The sequence below is a fragment of the Cupriavidus sp. 01L45 genome (assembly GCF_056399885.1).
Genome location: NZ_JBFTSG010000010.1, coordinates 1 through 14,488, shown reverse-complemented (window position 1 = coordinate 14,488; position 14,488 = coordinate 1). Strand labels below are relative to the sequence as shown.

General features: G+C 67.2%; 9 protein-coding genes. 2 read left to right on the top strand and 7 right to left on the bottom strand.

What is annotated here, in order from left to right; genetic code table 11:
• Positions 1-99 precede the first annotated feature (99 nt).
• Entirely contained in the window at positions 100-2,436 is a 2,337-nt protein-coding gene (locus AC1DT6_RS08835) for a TonB-dependent receptor (RefSeq protein WP_441628082.1), read from the bottom strand.
• Positions 2,437-2,740: 304 nt separating this feature from the next.
• Between AC1DT6_RS08835 and AC1DT6_RS08830 the strand changes: the two genes are divergently transcribed.
• On the top strand, positions 2,741-3,598 hold the full coding sequence (locus AC1DT6_RS08830) for an NADPH-dependent F420 reductase (RefSeq protein WP_477102387.1): 858 nt from the start codon (positions 2,741-2,743) through the stop codon (positions 3,596-3,598).
• Between the two features lie 27 nt (positions 3,599-3,625).
• Here the strand turns inward: AC1DT6_RS08830 and AC1DT6_RS08825 are convergent, their stop codons facing one another.
• The 6 genes from AC1DT6_RS08825 to xdhA all read right to left on the bottom strand — a co-directional run bounded on the left by AC1DT6_RS08825 (position 3,626) and on the right by xdhA (position 12,337).
• Positions 3,626-4,726 (bottom strand): fatty acid desaturase, encoded by a 1,101-nt coding sequence (locus AC1DT6_RS08825; protein WP_477102386.1) that lies wholly within the window; start codon positions 4,724-4,726, stop codon positions 3,626-3,628.
• A 176-nt stretch (positions 4,727-4,902) separates the two neighbouring features.
• A complete protein-coding gene (gene guaD / locus AC1DT6_RS08820) occupies positions 4,903-6,234 on the bottom strand; it encodes a guanine deaminase (RefSeq protein WP_477102385.1) in 1,332 nt (443 codons plus the stop codon).
• Between the two features lie 62 nt (positions 6,235-6,296).
• The gene (locus tag AC1DT6_RS08815) at positions 6,297-7,343 is read right to left on the bottom strand and encodes an adenosine deaminase (RefSeq protein WP_441628074.1); all 1,047 of its coding nucleotides are present in this window, start codon (positions 7,341-7,343) and stop codon (positions 6,297-6,299) included.
• Complete coding sequence (xdhC, locus tag AC1DT6_RS08810; protein ID WP_441628072.1) at positions 7,340-8,374, bottom strand: xanthine dehydrogenase accessory protein XdhC; 1,035 nt, start codon at positions 8,372-8,374, stop codon at positions 7,340-7,342. Before xdhC ends, AC1DT6_RS08815 begins: the two co-directional genes overlap by 4 nt.
• A gap of 69 nt (positions 8,375-8,443) precedes the next feature.
• Entirely contained in the window at positions 8,444-10,807 is a 2,364-nt protein-coding gene (gene xdhB, locus AC1DT6_RS08805; RefSeq protein ID WP_441628070.1) for a xanthine dehydrogenase molybdopterin binding subunit, read from the bottom strand.
• A 12-nt stretch (positions 10,808-10,819) separates the two neighbouring features.
• The gene (gene xdhA / locus AC1DT6_RS08800) at positions 10,820-12,337 is read right to left on the bottom strand and encodes a xanthine dehydrogenase small subunit (protein ID WP_441628068.1); all 1,518 of its coding nucleotides are present in this window, start codon (positions 12,335-12,337) and stop codon (positions 10,820-10,822) included.
• Positions 12,338-12,556: 219 nt separating this feature from the next.
• Between xdhA and AC1DT6_RS08795 the strand changes: the two genes are divergently transcribed.
• Entirely contained in the window at positions 12,557-13,501 is a 945-nt protein-coding gene (locus AC1DT6_RS08795; RefSeq protein ID WP_045238672.1) for a LysR substrate-binding domain-containing protein, read from the top strand.
• The last annotated feature ends 987 nt before the right edge of the window (positions 13,502-14,488 follow it).

Here is a 14,488-nt window from a genome sequence, read left to right as displayed (position 1 = left end):
ACGGCCGGCTTCATGCCATCCCGGGATGGCAACCCTGCGTCGCTCTATTCTTGGCGAGGGTGTGGTCGCTGCCAAGGACTTTCGGTGCGCCCGCAGCCACTAACGCCCATCCCATTCGTAGCGCACCCCCACCAGGAACAGACGCGGCGCGCCCGGCGCGACGAAGCGCTCGGTCGGCACCGACGCGCCGGGCTGCAGCAGCGTGCCGCCGGGAAATACACTGAGGCCTGCTTGTCCATAGGTTTCATAGCGGCGGTCGAATACATTGTCCACCCGCGCATAGAGCTGCCAGCGCGGGTCGACCTGCCAGCTCGCGCGCAGGTTGAACAGGGCGAAGCCGGCGGTACTGGCGAGACGCGGATCCTGCGCGGTCAATGCACCGTCTTCGTTGCCGGCAACGGGCCGCGAGGACGAAACGATCATGGAACCGCCGAGCGTGACGGAGTCCGTTGCCCGCCAGTCCACGCCGAGCTTGAAACTGTGCAGCGGCACGCCGGCCATGCGGGTGCCGGGACGCACATTGACGGGCGCCGCGAACGGCGTCTGGATCTGGCCGTCGGCCTGGTAGGTGGCTTGCAGGTAGCTGTAGCCGGCGCGCAGCGTCAGACGGCCAAGACGCTGGCGCAGGCCGAGTTCCAGGCCCTGGCTGCGGGTCTTGGGAAAGTTCGTGAAGAAGCCGAGCGGGCTGACCGGCGAGCGCTCGAACAGGATGTCGTCGCGGTTGTCGCTGCGGTACAGCGCCAGCGTCAGGTCGGTGGCATCGGCGGCTTTCCAGCGGCCGCCGAATTCGTACGTGCGCGACACCACCTGCCGCAGGTAAGGATCGGCCTGCAGGCCGGTGGGCAACTGGCAGGCATTGGCCGGGTCGGCGCAGCCAAGCTCGATGGCGGTGGGCATGCGCGTGCCCTGCGAGGCCGAGGCGAAAACGGTGAGACCGCTCAGCAACTGGTGCGAGAGGCCGAGCGCGGGGTTGAGCCGCGAGAACGTGAAGCTCTCGTCGGAGGCATTCGGCAACGTCATCTCGGTGCGCGTGCGCGAAGTGTTCCAGCGTGCGCTCGCGGTGAGATAACTGTGCGGCAACAGCTTGATGGTGTCCGATGCATACAGGCTGAAGGTGGTGGTACGGCCATCGAGCGAGGCCGCGGTGGTGGGCGAGGAAGCGGGGTCCGCCACCGCCACGCGATCTGCGTTGAATGTGGCCGGCTGTGTGTCCTGGCGGTACGCGGCGCGGCTCAGCGCGGCCGCGGCGCCCAGTACCGCGCTGTGGATGTCGCCGGTATGCGACCACTGCGCGGACAGGCCATAGTCATGCGTGTTGACGGTCGAGGTATTGAACACGGCGTTGGCAGGCGCATTGCCGGGCTGGCACCCGTCGTCGCCGGCGTTGCCCTGGCAGTCGAGCAGGCGGTCCAGGTAGGCGTCGCTGACGTCGCCCGTGGTTGCCTGCGCGCGCCCCACGCGCAGATAGGCGGTCAGTGCCAGCTGGTCTTCGGCATTGAATTGGTGTGCGCCGTTCAGCGTCGCCTGGAACGCGCGTGTGCGCGCGATGTCCGGCGCGGTGTAGATGGCATTGCGCTGGACGCCATAGATGCTGTCGGGAACCAAGCCGTTGCCGGACAGGCTGCTGGTGCTGCCAAGCAGGCTCACGCTCCATTGCGTGTCCGTGGTGGAGCGGCCTACCTTGGCGAAGAGATTGCCCAGCCAGCTGCCGGAAAGTTCGCGCCATCCGTCCTCCCGGAACCCCGTGCCCGCGACGAAGGCGTGCCAGCCGTCGCCCAGCATCTGCCCGGCGCTGACATCCAGCCGCGCGCGGCCGTGGCTGCCGACGCTCAGGTCGGCTTCCACGCCGGGGTGTGTCTCGCCGGACTTGGTGGTCAGCGCCAGCGCGCCGCCGAGCGCGTTGAGCCCGTACAGCGGATTGCTGCCCGGCACCAGCGTAATGGTGCTGATGGCGGCCTCGGGGATCGCGGTCCAGTCGACCACGTCGCCCAGCGCCGAATTCTGGCGTACGCCGTCGAGGTAGAGCGCCAGACCCTGGCCCGCGCCAAGGGTGGACGAGAGCCGGTAGCCGCGGTAGAGGATGTCCTTCAGGTACGGGTTGCCTTGCACATCGTTGATCACGACGCTCTCCATGTTCTCGCCGAGGAACGATGACAGGTTGCCGGATTTGGCGCGCTCCATGTCGGCATCCGTGGCGGTCTGCACATTGCCGGGAAACGCCTCGCGCGGGATGGAGAACGAGGGCAGCGGCGCGGGCGCGACCACGGTGACTTCCTTGAGGTTGTGCACCTCGTCGGCGGGCAAGTCCCGCGGCGTTTCGGCGGCCAGAACCACCGGAGCGCCCGCGGCCAGCGCCAGCAGTGCGCACCTCGCCGCCGTTCGCCGCGCTGCGTGCGCCAGGCCTGGGCTGCGCGGTCGGGGGAGGGCGGGGAGCATTACCTTCTCCGTGAGGACAAGGACGCAAGCGCACGGATTCCGGCGCACGGTCACCAAGGCATCGCGCACGCCGACGCCGTCCAGGGTGATGCAAGTGATACTTACTGTAGTGCACGGCCCGGCGCATGCCAAATCGAACCGGCTGCCGCGCAGGCGGTTTGTCGCGGGCGCTGCATTTTTCGCCTAGAGTTTGAAGGTGCCCCCGAGAGCGCTTCGCCACGCACCACCGGGCTTTCCGAAAGGCGTGGCGCTCCGTTTTGCTGTGTCGCAGCATCGTGATCCTCACCGGATCGAGGAGTTCGCCATGCCGTTTCCCGATCGTCCCGTCTTCAGGCCTGGCCGTGCGGAGCGCACCGGCTTCGCCGGGGCCGCCGCCGTGGCTTGCGCCGGTCAGGCCGGTACGGTTGACCGGCGCCGCCGCTTGCTAAGCCGCAGTCTCGGTTTTGCCCTGCTCGCGCTGGGCGTGTTGCCCGCGCGCTTGCGTGCGCAGGCGAGCCGGGATGGCGGCCCGATTCCCATCGGTGTGATCGGCTCCGGCCGTATCGGAGGAACGGTCGGCGGCTTGTGGGTGCGCGCGGGACATCCTGTGATGTTCTCCTCGCGTCATCCGGAAGAGCTCAAGCCGCTCGTCGACAAGCTCGGCCCGCTCGCCCGCGCGGGCACGGTCGCCGAGGCGCTGGCCTTTTCCAAGGTGATTTTCCTGGCCGTTCCATACAAGGCCTTGCCCGATATCGCCGCCGAGCATGGCAAGGCCTTTGCCGGCAAGATCGTGGTGGATGCGACCAATGCCATCCGGGCGCGCGATGGCGCCATCGCGGAAGAGGCGGCACGCAAGGGCATCGGCATTACCACCGCAAAGTACCTGCGCGGCGCGCGCATCGTTCGTGCCTTCAACTTCATGGGCGCCACCAAATTCGCGAGCGAGCATCACCGCGCCGAAGGGCTGATTGCCGTGCCGATCGCGGCTGACGATCCCGCCGCGCTGCGCGTTGGCGAGCAACTGGTGCGGGATGCCGGCTTCGAACCGGTGGTGATCGGGCGGCTGGCGACGGCCGACAGCTTTGCGCCGGGCGGCCCGCTGTTCCACCAGATCGGTTCGGCCGATGCCATGCGGGCGCGCATGGCGGAGGTCAGCGGCAAGGCGGCCGCGCAGCCGAAGTAACCCCGGCGGCTGGCCGGGGCGCGGCGCTTATGCCGGCACGGGCGCGTTGACGCTGGTCTGCCGGCCCTGGAAGTCCGTCCAGCACAGCGCCTTGAAGTCGTACAGCTTGCAGCGGCGCGCGGTCTGGAAGTACCAGCGCCAGGTGAAGTTCTGGATGATGATGCGGCCCGGCAGCGCGTGTTCGAGCAGCGCCTGCGCGCGCTTGAGGCGGTACAGCGGCACGCTCATGTCAACGTGATGGGCGGTGTGCTCCATGATGTGATGCAGGGCCGCGCCGATGCCGTAGCGGAAGCGCAGGTGCACGGTGGTGGAGACGAAAGGCTGGGCGCGTGCCCACATGGTCTTGGTCTCGTACCAGGCCACGCTGGTATGGGTGTGGTGCACATAGAGCACGAAGCCCACGGTGAAATTCCATACCAGGAAGGGCACGACGAAGCCCAGGCCCACCAGCAGCGCGACCGACTGGCCGCTGGCCACCGCCAGCCAGGCCAGCGCGCCGATCCAGGCGGCGCCGAAGATCGCCACCAGCGTGCAGTCCCACATGAAGACAGCACGGCGCGTGGGCATCTGGCGGCGGCTGGGGAAGAACATCTTGAACCACCAGATCTCGACCAGGTAGTACAGGCCCGCGCCGAAGCCGTTGCGGTAGACGCGCTCCAGCGCGCGGCGCCAGCGCGGCAGCGTCTGGAATTCCTCGAGCGAGTAGGGTGCCCAGACGAAGTCGAAGCCCTTGAGGTTGGAATAGCCGTGGTGGACCACGTTATGGCCGACTTCCCACAGGCTGTAGGGCGTGAGCGACGGCAGGAAGGTCAGCCGCCCCAGCCATTTGTTGAGGCCGCGCCGGGGCGTCAGGCTCTGGTGGCAGGCATCGTGGCCGATGATGAACAGGCGGGCGATGATGATGCCGGTCAGCACGCCCGCCGCCAGCTTGGCGAGCCAGTGGGAGAACATCACCACCCCGGCCAGCGCGGCCACGAACAGCGCCGTATCCAGCGCGAACAGCGCCAGCGCGCGCGAGGTGCTGCGCTGACCCAGCGGGATCAGCCAGCCGCGGATGATCTTGCGCGAGGGCAGGGGCGCTTCAGGGGAAATCGGCTCCGGAAAGGGGGCTTGCTGCGTGGCAATCATTCAAAAACCTTCAGTTGTCGAACGCGGGGTCGGGCACCTGGCTGTGCCCGGGACTGGCGATGCACGGCCACAGGGGGCCGACGGTGTGACAGCTTAGAAGGATTGCGTGACAGGGGTGTTGATCCGGGTCAAGCCGGCGTGGCCAGGACCCGGTGCTTCCCGGTGGAAAGTGATGATTAATGCGCGACGGAGGCCGACGCGCTTGCCGGCTCGCCCATCACATAGACCTCATCGATCACACGATCGTCGCCCAGCATGGCGAAGGCGAACAGTTGCTCTTCCAGCGTCTCCGAGCGCTCGCTGCGGCGGGCGATCAGCGGCGTGGCCTGCGGATCGAGCACGATGAAGTCGGCCTCGCAGCCCGGCGTGAAGCTGCCCACGCGCTCGCTCCAGCCCAGCGCATCGGCGGCGGCGCGGGTGGCCAGGTAGAACATGCGCAGCGCGGTGAGGTGATAGCCGCCCATGCGCGCCACCTTGTGCGCGGCATTCATGGTGCGCAGCATCGAGAACGAGGTGCCGCCGCCCACGTCGGTGGCCAGCGTCACGTTGAGGCGATAGGCGTCGGACTGGTGGAAGTCGTAGAAGCCGCTGCCCAGGAACAGGTTGGAGGTGGGGCAGTGCGCCACCGCGGCGCCACTGTCGGCCAGGCGCTTGCGGTCGTCCTGGTCGAGGTAGATGGCGTGGCCGTAGAACGCGCCCGGACGCAGCAGGCCGTAGTGATCGTAGATATCGAGATAGCTGCGCGCCTGCGGGAACAGTTCGGCAACCCACTTCACTTCGTCGCGGTTTTCCGCCACATGGGTCTGGATATAGGCGTCGGGATAGGCCTTGGCCAGTTCGCCGCAGGCAGCCAGTTGCGCCTCGCTGGAGGTCGGCGCGAAGCGCGGCGTGATCGCGTACGACAGGCGGTTCTTGCCGTGCCAGCGCGAGATCAGGTCAGCCGAATCGCGCGCGCCGGACTCGGCGGTGTCGCGCAGGAATTCGGGGCAGTTGCGGTCCATCAGCACCTTGCCGGTCACCAGGCGCAGGTTGCGCCGGTCCGCTTCGGCGAACAGCGCGTCGGCCGAGGCCGTGTGCACGGTGCTCCAGGCCACGGCGCTGGTGGTGCCGTTGCGCAGCAGCTCGTCGGCAAAGAAGCCCGCCACCGCCGCAGCGTACTCCGGCTCGGCGAAGCGGCGCTCCTCGGGGAAGGTGTAGGTTTCCAGCCAGTGCAGCAGGCCGGGCGAGGGCGAGGCGATGATGTCGGTCTGCGGGTAATGCACGTGGGTGTCGATAAAACCGGGCACGATCAGCTTGCCGCGGCGGTCGATCACTTCGGCGCCGGCCGGGATCTGCGCGGCCAGCTCGGCGTAGTCGCCGACCGCGGCGACATGCCCGGCGGTGACAACCAGCACCCCGTCTTCCCAATACTGATACGCGTCGTCATGAAACTGCGGATCGCGCAGGAAGTGCAGCACGCGGCCACGGATGGCGCGGGTGATGGACGGGTTGGGGGGCGTGGTCGTCATAGCGATGTCTCGTCATGCGCCGGCGCGCGCGTGGCGCGCCGGCATCTTGGTGTGAACCGCGCTCAGGCCGTGGAGGCCGTCGCGGGCAGGGGGGATTGCCAGAAGTGGTCGACTTCGGCGAGGAAGGCGGCCTTCTGCGTGGCGGGCAGGAAGGACGCCTCGAAACTATTGCGCGCCAGCTTGTGGCCGTCGTCCGCGGTCAGCGGCAGGGCTTCGAAGGTGGCTTCCCAGTTGGCGTTCATATAGCCGCCGAAATAGGCGGGGTCGTCGGAGTGCAGCGTGACCAGCACGCCGGCTTCCAGCAGGCGGTGCAGCGAGTGGTCGCGCAGGTCGGGATAGACCTTGAGCTTCTGGTTGGACAGCGGGCACACCGTCAGCGCCACGCGCTCGCGGGCCAGCCGCGCCACCAGGGCGGGGTCGTCGATGGCGCGCACGCCGTGGTCGATGCGTTCCACCTTGAGGATGTCGAGCGCGTCCGTGACATACTGCGCCGGGCCTTCCTCGCCGGCGTGCGCCACCAGCCGCAGGCCCAGCTCGCGGGCGCGGGCGAAGACGCGGGCGAACTTCTCCGGCGGGTTGCCCTGCTCGGAGGAATCCAGGCCCACGCCGACGAAACGGTCGCGGTAGGGCAGCGCCGCTTCCAGCGTGGCGAAGGCGTCTTCCTCGGACAGGTGGCGCAGGAAGCAGAGGATCAGGCTGCTGGAGAAATCGAACTGGGTGCGGGCCTGGGCCAGCGCGTCGGAGATGCCGTCGATCACCACGCCGATGGGCACGCCGCGCGCGGTGTGGGTCTGCGGGTCGAAGAAGATCTCGGCGTGGCGCACGTTGTCGGCTACGGCGCGCTGCACGTAGGCCATCGTCATGTCGAAGAAATCGTCCTCGGTCAGCAGCACGCTGGCGCCGGCGTAGTAAATGTCAAGGAAGGATTGCAGGTCGGTGAAGGCGTAGGCTTCGCGCAGGGATTCCACGCTGGCATACGGCAGCTTGACCTTGTTGTGCTGGGCCAGCCGGAAGATCAGCTCGGGCTCGAGCGTGCCTTCGATATGGACGTGCAGTTCTGCCTTGGGCGTCAGGCGGATACGGTCTGCGAGCGCGGCATCGAGCGTCATGGGGTTCCTTTTGCGGTCTTGGTTTGCGTCGTGTTCGCCGCCTGGCCGCCGCGGTTGGCGCTCAGCGCGCCCAGATGGGCGAGACGCTGGTCGCGAACCTGCAGCAACTGGGCGACGATGGCAACCGCAATCATAGCCGGAGCCTTGTCCGTGATGCCGGAGACGCCCATCGGGCACGTCATTTCCGCAAAGCGGGCAGGGTCAATCCCGTGCTCCGCCATGCGATGCTCGAAGCGCGCGCGCTTGGTCTTGGAACCGATCAGGCCGAAATAGGCAAAGTCATTGCGCCGCAAGATCCGCTCGCACAGCGTCTGGTCCAGGGCGTGGCTGTGCGTCATCACCAGGAAATAGCTGCCGGCCGGGGCATGGTCGACCACCGCTTCGGGGATATCCGTGGCTTCCGGGGTGACGTTGTCGGGCAGGCCCGGCGGGAACAAGGTGTCGCGCTCATCCACCCAGTGCACCCGGCACGGCAGGTTGGCCAGCACCTTGACCAGCGCATGGCCAACGTGGCCGGCGCCGAACAGCACCACCTGCAGTTCATCGGGCACCATGACGTCGGTCCAGGCGCCATCGGTTTGCAAGCTCACCGAGGGCGTGACCGCCTGCGCCGCCGCGTGCCGCACCGGACCGGCCGCCGGCACGGTGCGCGTGAGCGCGCGGCTGGCGGAGAAGGCGGCCTGCACCGCATCGAGCCAGGGCAGGTCGGGCTCGCCCAGCACCTCGAAGGCGAGCTGGACCACGCCGCCGCAGCATTGGCCCAGGGCCGGGCCCAGGGGGATGCGCACGATCTGCCGCGTCGCATCGCGCTCGGCCAGCATGGTGCGCGCGATCTCCATGCCGCGCCACTCCAGATGGCCGCCGCCGATGGTGCCCACCAGGTCGTCGGCGGTCACCAGCATGCGCACGCCCGCCTCGCGCGGGGCCGAGCCTCTGACTTCGGCGATGGTGACCATCGCCACCGGCACGCCGGCGCGCACCAGGCGGGTGGCGTCGGCGAAGCGGAAGGGTTTGAGGGGCGCGTCCTGCATGGTGATGCCTTTTTAGGTTGATGCTTTTGGTGAGGCTGGTTACGTCGCTACGGTGTCAGAGGGTGCGGCTCACTGCACTACCGGCGCAGCCACCCGCACGGCATCCACCGCATCCAGGATCGCCTCGCTCGTCGCAGGCGCCACCAGCGGCGGGTTCACCTTGTAATCCCCGACGCTGGCCACCGCATCGCGAATGGCGAAGAACACCGAGAACGGCAGCAGCAGCGGCGGCTCGCCCACSGCCTTSGAGCGATGGATGCTGTCTTCCGCGTTGTCGTTCTCGAACAGCCGCACGGTGAACGCTTCCGGGCAGTCGTTGACGGTCGGGATCTTGTAGGTCGAAGGCGCATGCGTCATCAGCTTGCCATCCTTGTTCCACCACAATTCCTCGGTGGTCAGCCAGCCCATGCCCTGGATAAAGCCACCTTCGACCTGGCCGATATCGATGGCCGGGTTGAGGGAGCGGCCGGCATCGTGCAGCACGTCCGCGCGCAACAGGCGCCATTCGCCGGTGAGCGTGTCCACCAGCACTTCGGAACAGGCCGCGCCATAGGCGTAGTAGTAGAAGGGCCGGCCCTGCAGCCTGGACTGGTCCCAGTACAGCTTGGGCGTGGTGTAGAAACCATCGGACCACAACTGCACGCGCGACACGTAGGCCTGGCGTGCCAGGTCGCTGAAGTCAAGGCGCAGTTCGCCCGCCACCACCAGGTCGTCGCCGAACTGCACGCTGTCCGCGTCCACGCCAGCCTGGCGCGCGGCAAAGGCAGCCAGCCGCTCGCGGATCTGCCGCGCCGCGTCCTGGGCGGCCTTGCCGTTCAGGTCGGTGCCGGTGGACGCGGCGGTGGCCGAGGTGTTGGCCACCTTGCTCGTATCCGTGGCGGTGACGCGCACGCGTTCCAGGCGGATGCCGAGTTCGTGCGCCACCACCATCGCCACCTTGGTGTTCAGGCCCTGGCCCATTTCCGTGCCGCCGTGGTTCACCAGTACCGAGCCGTCGTTGTACACGTGCACCAGCGCGCCGGCCTGGTTGAAGTGGGCCACATTGAAGGAGATGCCGAACTTCACCGGGGTGATGGCAATGCCCTTCTTCAGTACCGGGCTGCCGGCGTTGAATGCGCGCGTTGCCTCGCGGCGCTCGCGGTAGGCGCTGCTGGCCTCCAGTTCGTCGAGCAGTTCGTGGATGACGTTGTCTTCCACGGTCTGGCCGTAAGGCGTGACATTGCGCTCGGTCTTGCCGTACAGGTTGGCGCGGCGCACGTCGAGCGCATCGCGGCCCACGGTGCGCGCCACGTTGTCCAAGATGTATTCGATGGCAAAGGCGCCTTGCGGGCCACCGAAGCCGCGGAAGGCGGTATTGCTCTGCGTATTGGTCTTGCCGCAGTAGCCGTCGATCTGCACATTCGGCAGCCAGTAGGCGTTGTCGAAGTGGCAGATGGCGCGGGTCATCACCGGGCCGGACAGGTCGGCCGAGAAGCCGGCGCGCGAAACCATCTCCACCGACACGCCGTCGATGCGGCCATCGGCATCGTGGCCGACTTCGAAATCGAAGACGAAGTCGTGGCGCTTGCCGGTGATCATCATGTCGTCGTCGCGGTCCGGACGCAGCTTGACCGGGCACAGCAGCTTCCACGCGGCCAGCGCGGCGCAGCAGGCGAACATGGCCGATTGCGATTCCTTGCCACCGAAGCCGCCGCCCATGCGCCGGCATTCCACCAGCACCTGGTGCGCGTGCCATCCCAGCATATGCGCGACAGCATGCTGCATTTCGGTGGGATGCTGGGTCGAGCACCACACGTGCATGCCGTCGTTTTCCTTCGGCGCGGCGTAGGCGATCTGGCCTTCCAGGTAGAACTGCTCCTGGCCGCCCAGGCGGATACTGCCCTGCTCCCGGTGCGCAGCACCGGCGATATGGCTGGCCGGCTCGCCGCGTGTCAGGTGCATCGGCGGCAGCACATAGCTGCCGGCCTGGTGCGCCGCCTCGGGCGACAGCACCGGCGCCAGGTCCTCGTACTCGACATTGCCCAGGCGTGCGGCACGGCGCGCGGCATCGTGCGAGGTGGCCACCACCACGAACATCGGCTGGCCGATGAACTGCACCAGGCCGTTGGCCAGGATGGGGTCGTCATGGATGATCGGGCCGCACTCGTTGGCGGCGGGGATATCTTCGGCGGTCAGCACCGCCACCACGCCCGGCGCGGCGCGCACCTTGTCGAGCGACATCGACTTGATGCGGGCGTGGGCGCGCGTGCTCATGCCGAGCGCGGCGTGCAGCGTGCCGGCCAGCTCGGGAATGTCGTCGGTATAAGTGGCCGTGCCGGCCACGTGCAGGTGGGCCGATTCATGCGGGCGCGAAATGCCCACTTGTGGCGTGGAGACGGCGGCCTTGGCCTCGATCTCGGCGTCGAGCAGGAAGGGTTCGGTTTGCTTGTTCATGCCGATCTATCCTTATGCGGTGGCGACGGTGGCGACGATCTGGCCGGCGCCGGGGGCGCGGACATTGACGGCGGCGGCTGGCAGCGCGTCGGCGCGCGTTTCCAGCCAGAAGCGGTACAGCAGGTTGGCGGCGCCACGGCTGCGGTAGGCGGCGGTGGAGCGCATGTCGGTCAGCGGCGTGAAGTCCTGCGCCAGCGCGCTCATGGCGGCCCGGGCGGTGGTTTCGGTCCAGGGTTGGCCGACCAGCGCGGCTTCCGTCAGGGCGCCGCGCTTGGGCGTGGCGGCCATGCCGCCGAAGGCCACGCGTGCATGATGGATCACGCCGTTTTCCAGCGTCAGCGCAAAGGCCGCACAGACAGCGGAAATGTCCTCGTCAAAGCGTTTTGACAGCTTGTAGGTACGGAAGTGCTCCGGCCCCGCGAGCGGCACGCGCAGGGCCGCGACGAACTCGCCCTCGGCCATGGCGGTCTTCTGGTAGGCCAGGTAGAGGTCTTCCAGCGGCAGCGCGCGGCGCGCTTCGCCGCGCTGCAGCACCACTTCGGTGCCAAGGGCGATCAGCGCGGGCATGGAGTCGCCAATGGGCGAGCCGTTGGCAATATTGCCCCCCAGCGTGCCGGCGTTGCGGATCGGCAGCGAGGCAAAACGCTTCCACATTTCTTCCAGTTCGGGGTGCGTGGCATTGAGCGCCGCATAGGCGCGCTCCAGCGAGACCGCCGCGCCGATTTCCACGGCGCCGTCCACCTGCTCGATACTGTTGAGGTCGGATACCTGGCCCACGTACAGCAGGTTGCCGAGCTCCCGGAACTGCTTGGTCACCCACAGGCCCACGTCGGTGCTGCCGGCCAGGATGCGCGCGCCCGGCTCCGCCGCCTTGATGGCGGCGAAAGCCGATGCCGTGCGGGGCGCGTAGAAGTGCTGGCCGCCGGCGCTGTAGTGGAACGTGCCTTCGCGTTGCAGCGAGCGCAGCGTGTCGGCGATCTGCCGCGGGTCCAGCTTGCTGGCCTGCGGCGCCGGCAGCGCCATCATGCGCTGGCCGGCCTCGATGATGGGACGGTAGCCGGTGCAGCGGCACAGATTGCCTGTGAGGGCGTCGCAGATGGTCTCGCGGGCCGGCGCGCGGCCGGTGCCGGCGTCTTCGGCCTTTTGCTGGTACAGCGCCCACAGCGACATCACGAAGCCGGGGGTGCAGAAGCCACACTGGGAGCCGTGGCACTCCACCATCGCTTGCTGTACCGGGTGCAGCGCGCCGTCGGCCTGGCGCAGGTCTTCCACGGTGATCAGGGCGCGGCCGTCCAGCGTGGGCAGGAACTGGATGCAGGAATTGACCGCCTTGAAGGCGACCTGGCCGTCCTCGCCCAGTTCGCCTAGCACCACGGTGCACGCACCGCAATCGCCTTCGGCGCAGCCCTCCTTGGTGCCCGTGCAGCGCGCGTCCTCGCGCAGGTACTGCAGCACGGTGCGGGTCACGGGGGCATCGGCGACCTCCTGGACCTGGCCGCGGTGGTAAAAGCGGATGGTTTGCGTCTCCATGGTGTCTTCTCTCTTTGTGATGGGGGCAAACATAGCACTGGTGCCGATGATGCAATATTCGGCCCAGGTGATATGCCCCATCAAGAGGGGAGAGCGTTGCACGGCTGACGAGGAGTGCGGCAGCCGGATTTGACCAATGACGGGGTGCCTGACATACACTATGCGCCGTTCCCACCCCCCACGCCACCGGCTGCCATGCGCGCCTGGCGCCCCCTCGCCATGCACGGACGCGACCATCTCGATACCTATTTGCTGCGGGTGCTGCACACGCTGCTGACCGAGCAGAGCGTGACCCGCACCGCAGTCCGGCTCGGTCAGTCGCAGCCCGCTATCAGCAATACGCTCAAGCGGCTAAGGGAAATCACCGGGGATGCCATCCTGGTGCGCGGCAAGAGCGGCATGGTGCCGACCGAGCGCGGCCGTGAGCTGCTGCAACTGGCCGAGCAGAGCCTGGCGGCCATGGACCGCATCGCCCGGCCGCCCCAGCATTTCGACCCCGCCACCACTACCCGTACCTTCCACCTGGGGGCGCCGGACTACCTGGACGCCTTCTTCCTGCCCAATATCGTCGAGCGTGTGCGCCGGCTTGCGCCCGGCGCCAAGCTGTTCGTGCACCCGATGACGTCATCGAGCGACTTCCTCGACAGCCTGGAACAAGGGCAGCTCGACATCGTGGTCGGCAACTGGCTGTCGCCGCCGGAACATCTGCATATCTCGCCGCTGTTCGACGATGAGGTGGTGTGCATGCTGGGGGCGCAGCATCCGTTGGCGCGCAAGGGGCTGACCCTCAAGCATTACCTGGAGATGCCTCATCTTGCGCCCGCGCCCTATGCTTCGATGCAGCGCAGCATGATTGACCAGGCGCTGGCTGAGCAGGGGTACAAGCGCAATATCCAGGTTACGTTGCCGTATTTCGGGCTGGTGCCGTATGTGCTGATGAAGACCGATATGGTGTTCACCACGGGGCGGCAGTTTGCCGCGCACTATGCGCAGTACCTGCCGTTGAAGATGGTGCCTTCGCCGGTGGTGTTTCCGCGGATGCGGTTTTATCAGCTTTGGCATGAGCGGTGTCATGCTGCGCCGGATGTTATGTGGATGCGGAGGATGATTGCTGAGGTGGCGGGGGAGTTGCCGGTTTTGCCGCAGTTGGTTAGGGAGGGGTAGGGGGGTTTAATTGAGGGTGGTTTTTGAACCCAAGGGCAGAACAGTTGGCGTGTTGTTGGGTGTTTGGGGTTTTGTTTGGGCGGTGTTGGTTGTTTTACCCAACAGCGTACGACATCCCCCTGCGGGGGACGCCGGTCACTCTTCTTTGCTTCGGCAAAGAAGACTAACGAGAAGAAAGCCGACCCTGCCGGGGGCAGAGCAATCAGACGATTTGGCGGCAGTGATTCCGTCGTGCGGGCAGTGGCTTCGGCTGGCATGTCCTACCGGTTTCAACGGCGATAGCGCTGCGGGCCACACGGGTTTCGTGGTGCGGCCCCCGATGGCGGGCGCCCTGCCCATTCACCCATCTGCCGTTCGCGGGGCAACGGGCCACGATTCTTCGAGGCTTACTGTTTCGTGGTTTGTCTCTGGCGGCAAGCGCGGCGATTGTTCGGTCCCTGCCGTTCGCGGTGGCGAACGCCGCGCAACTTTTCAATAATGGGTTTCGTGGTGGGCGCGGTGGCCCCCCCGCTCAACCTGCGGCCCCGCTCACGAAGTGGTAGCGAACCGCCAACACCATCACCCTATGCTTCCGTGTTCGCTGACCGGGCCACGGTCCCCACCACGAAACGACGAAGCTGGCGTCCAGCCATAGCCAGCGCCGGTACGGCAGGGTGTCAAATGGCACGGTATTCGCCGTGAGAGACAAAACCACGAAACCAGCAAGGCACGATACGCTGCAGCAATTCGCGTCGCGAACGGCAGATGTGGGAGCGGGCACCGCGCACGAGGTCAGGGGCCCCACCACGAAACCCATGGGTCATGCGATTTCACGGCCCTTCGAGCCGGCAAGGCACGCCAGCCAACACTCAGGGCCGTACGACGAAACCACCGAGCCTCATAGGCCTGATTGCTCTGCCCCCGGCAGGGTCGGCTTTCTTCTCGTTAGTCTTCTTTGCCGAGGCAAAGAAGAGTGACCGGCGTCCCCCGCAGGGGGATGTCGTACGC

Bases quoted from the DNA above. Each gene is read 5' to 3' on its own strand.
- AC1DT6_RS08835 (WP_441628082.1), bottom strand. From the start codon at position 2,436: ATGCTCCCCGCCCTCCCCCGACCGCGCAGCCCAGGCCTGGCGCACGCA.
- AC1DT6_RS08830 (WP_477102387.1), top strand. From the start codon at position 2,741: ATGCCGTTTCCCGATCGTCCCGTCTTCAGGCCTGGCCGTGCGGAGCGC.
- AC1DT6_RS08825 (WP_477102386.1), bottom strand. From the start codon at position 4,726: ATGATTGCCACGCAGCAAGCCCCCTTTCCGGAGCCGATTTCCCCTGAA.
- guaD (WP_477102385.1), bottom strand. From the start codon at position 6,234: ATGACGACCACGCCCCCCAACCCGTCCATCACCCGCGCCATCCGTGGC.
- AC1DT6_RS08815 (WP_441628074.1), bottom strand. From the start codon at position 7,343: ATGACGCTCGATGCCGCGCTCGCAGACCGTATCCGCCTGACGCCCAAG.
- xdhC (WP_441628072.1), bottom strand. From the start codon at position 8,374: ATGCAGGACGCGCCCCTCAAACCCTTCCGCTTCGCCGACGCCACCCGC.
- xdhA (WP_441628068.1), bottom strand. From the start codon at position 12,337: ATGGAGACGCAAACCATCCGCTTTTACCACCGCGGCCAGGTCCAGGAG.
- AC1DT6_RS08795 (WP_045238672.1), top strand. From the start codon at position 12,557: ATGCACGGACGCGACCATCTCGATACCTATTTGCTGCGGGTGCTGCAC.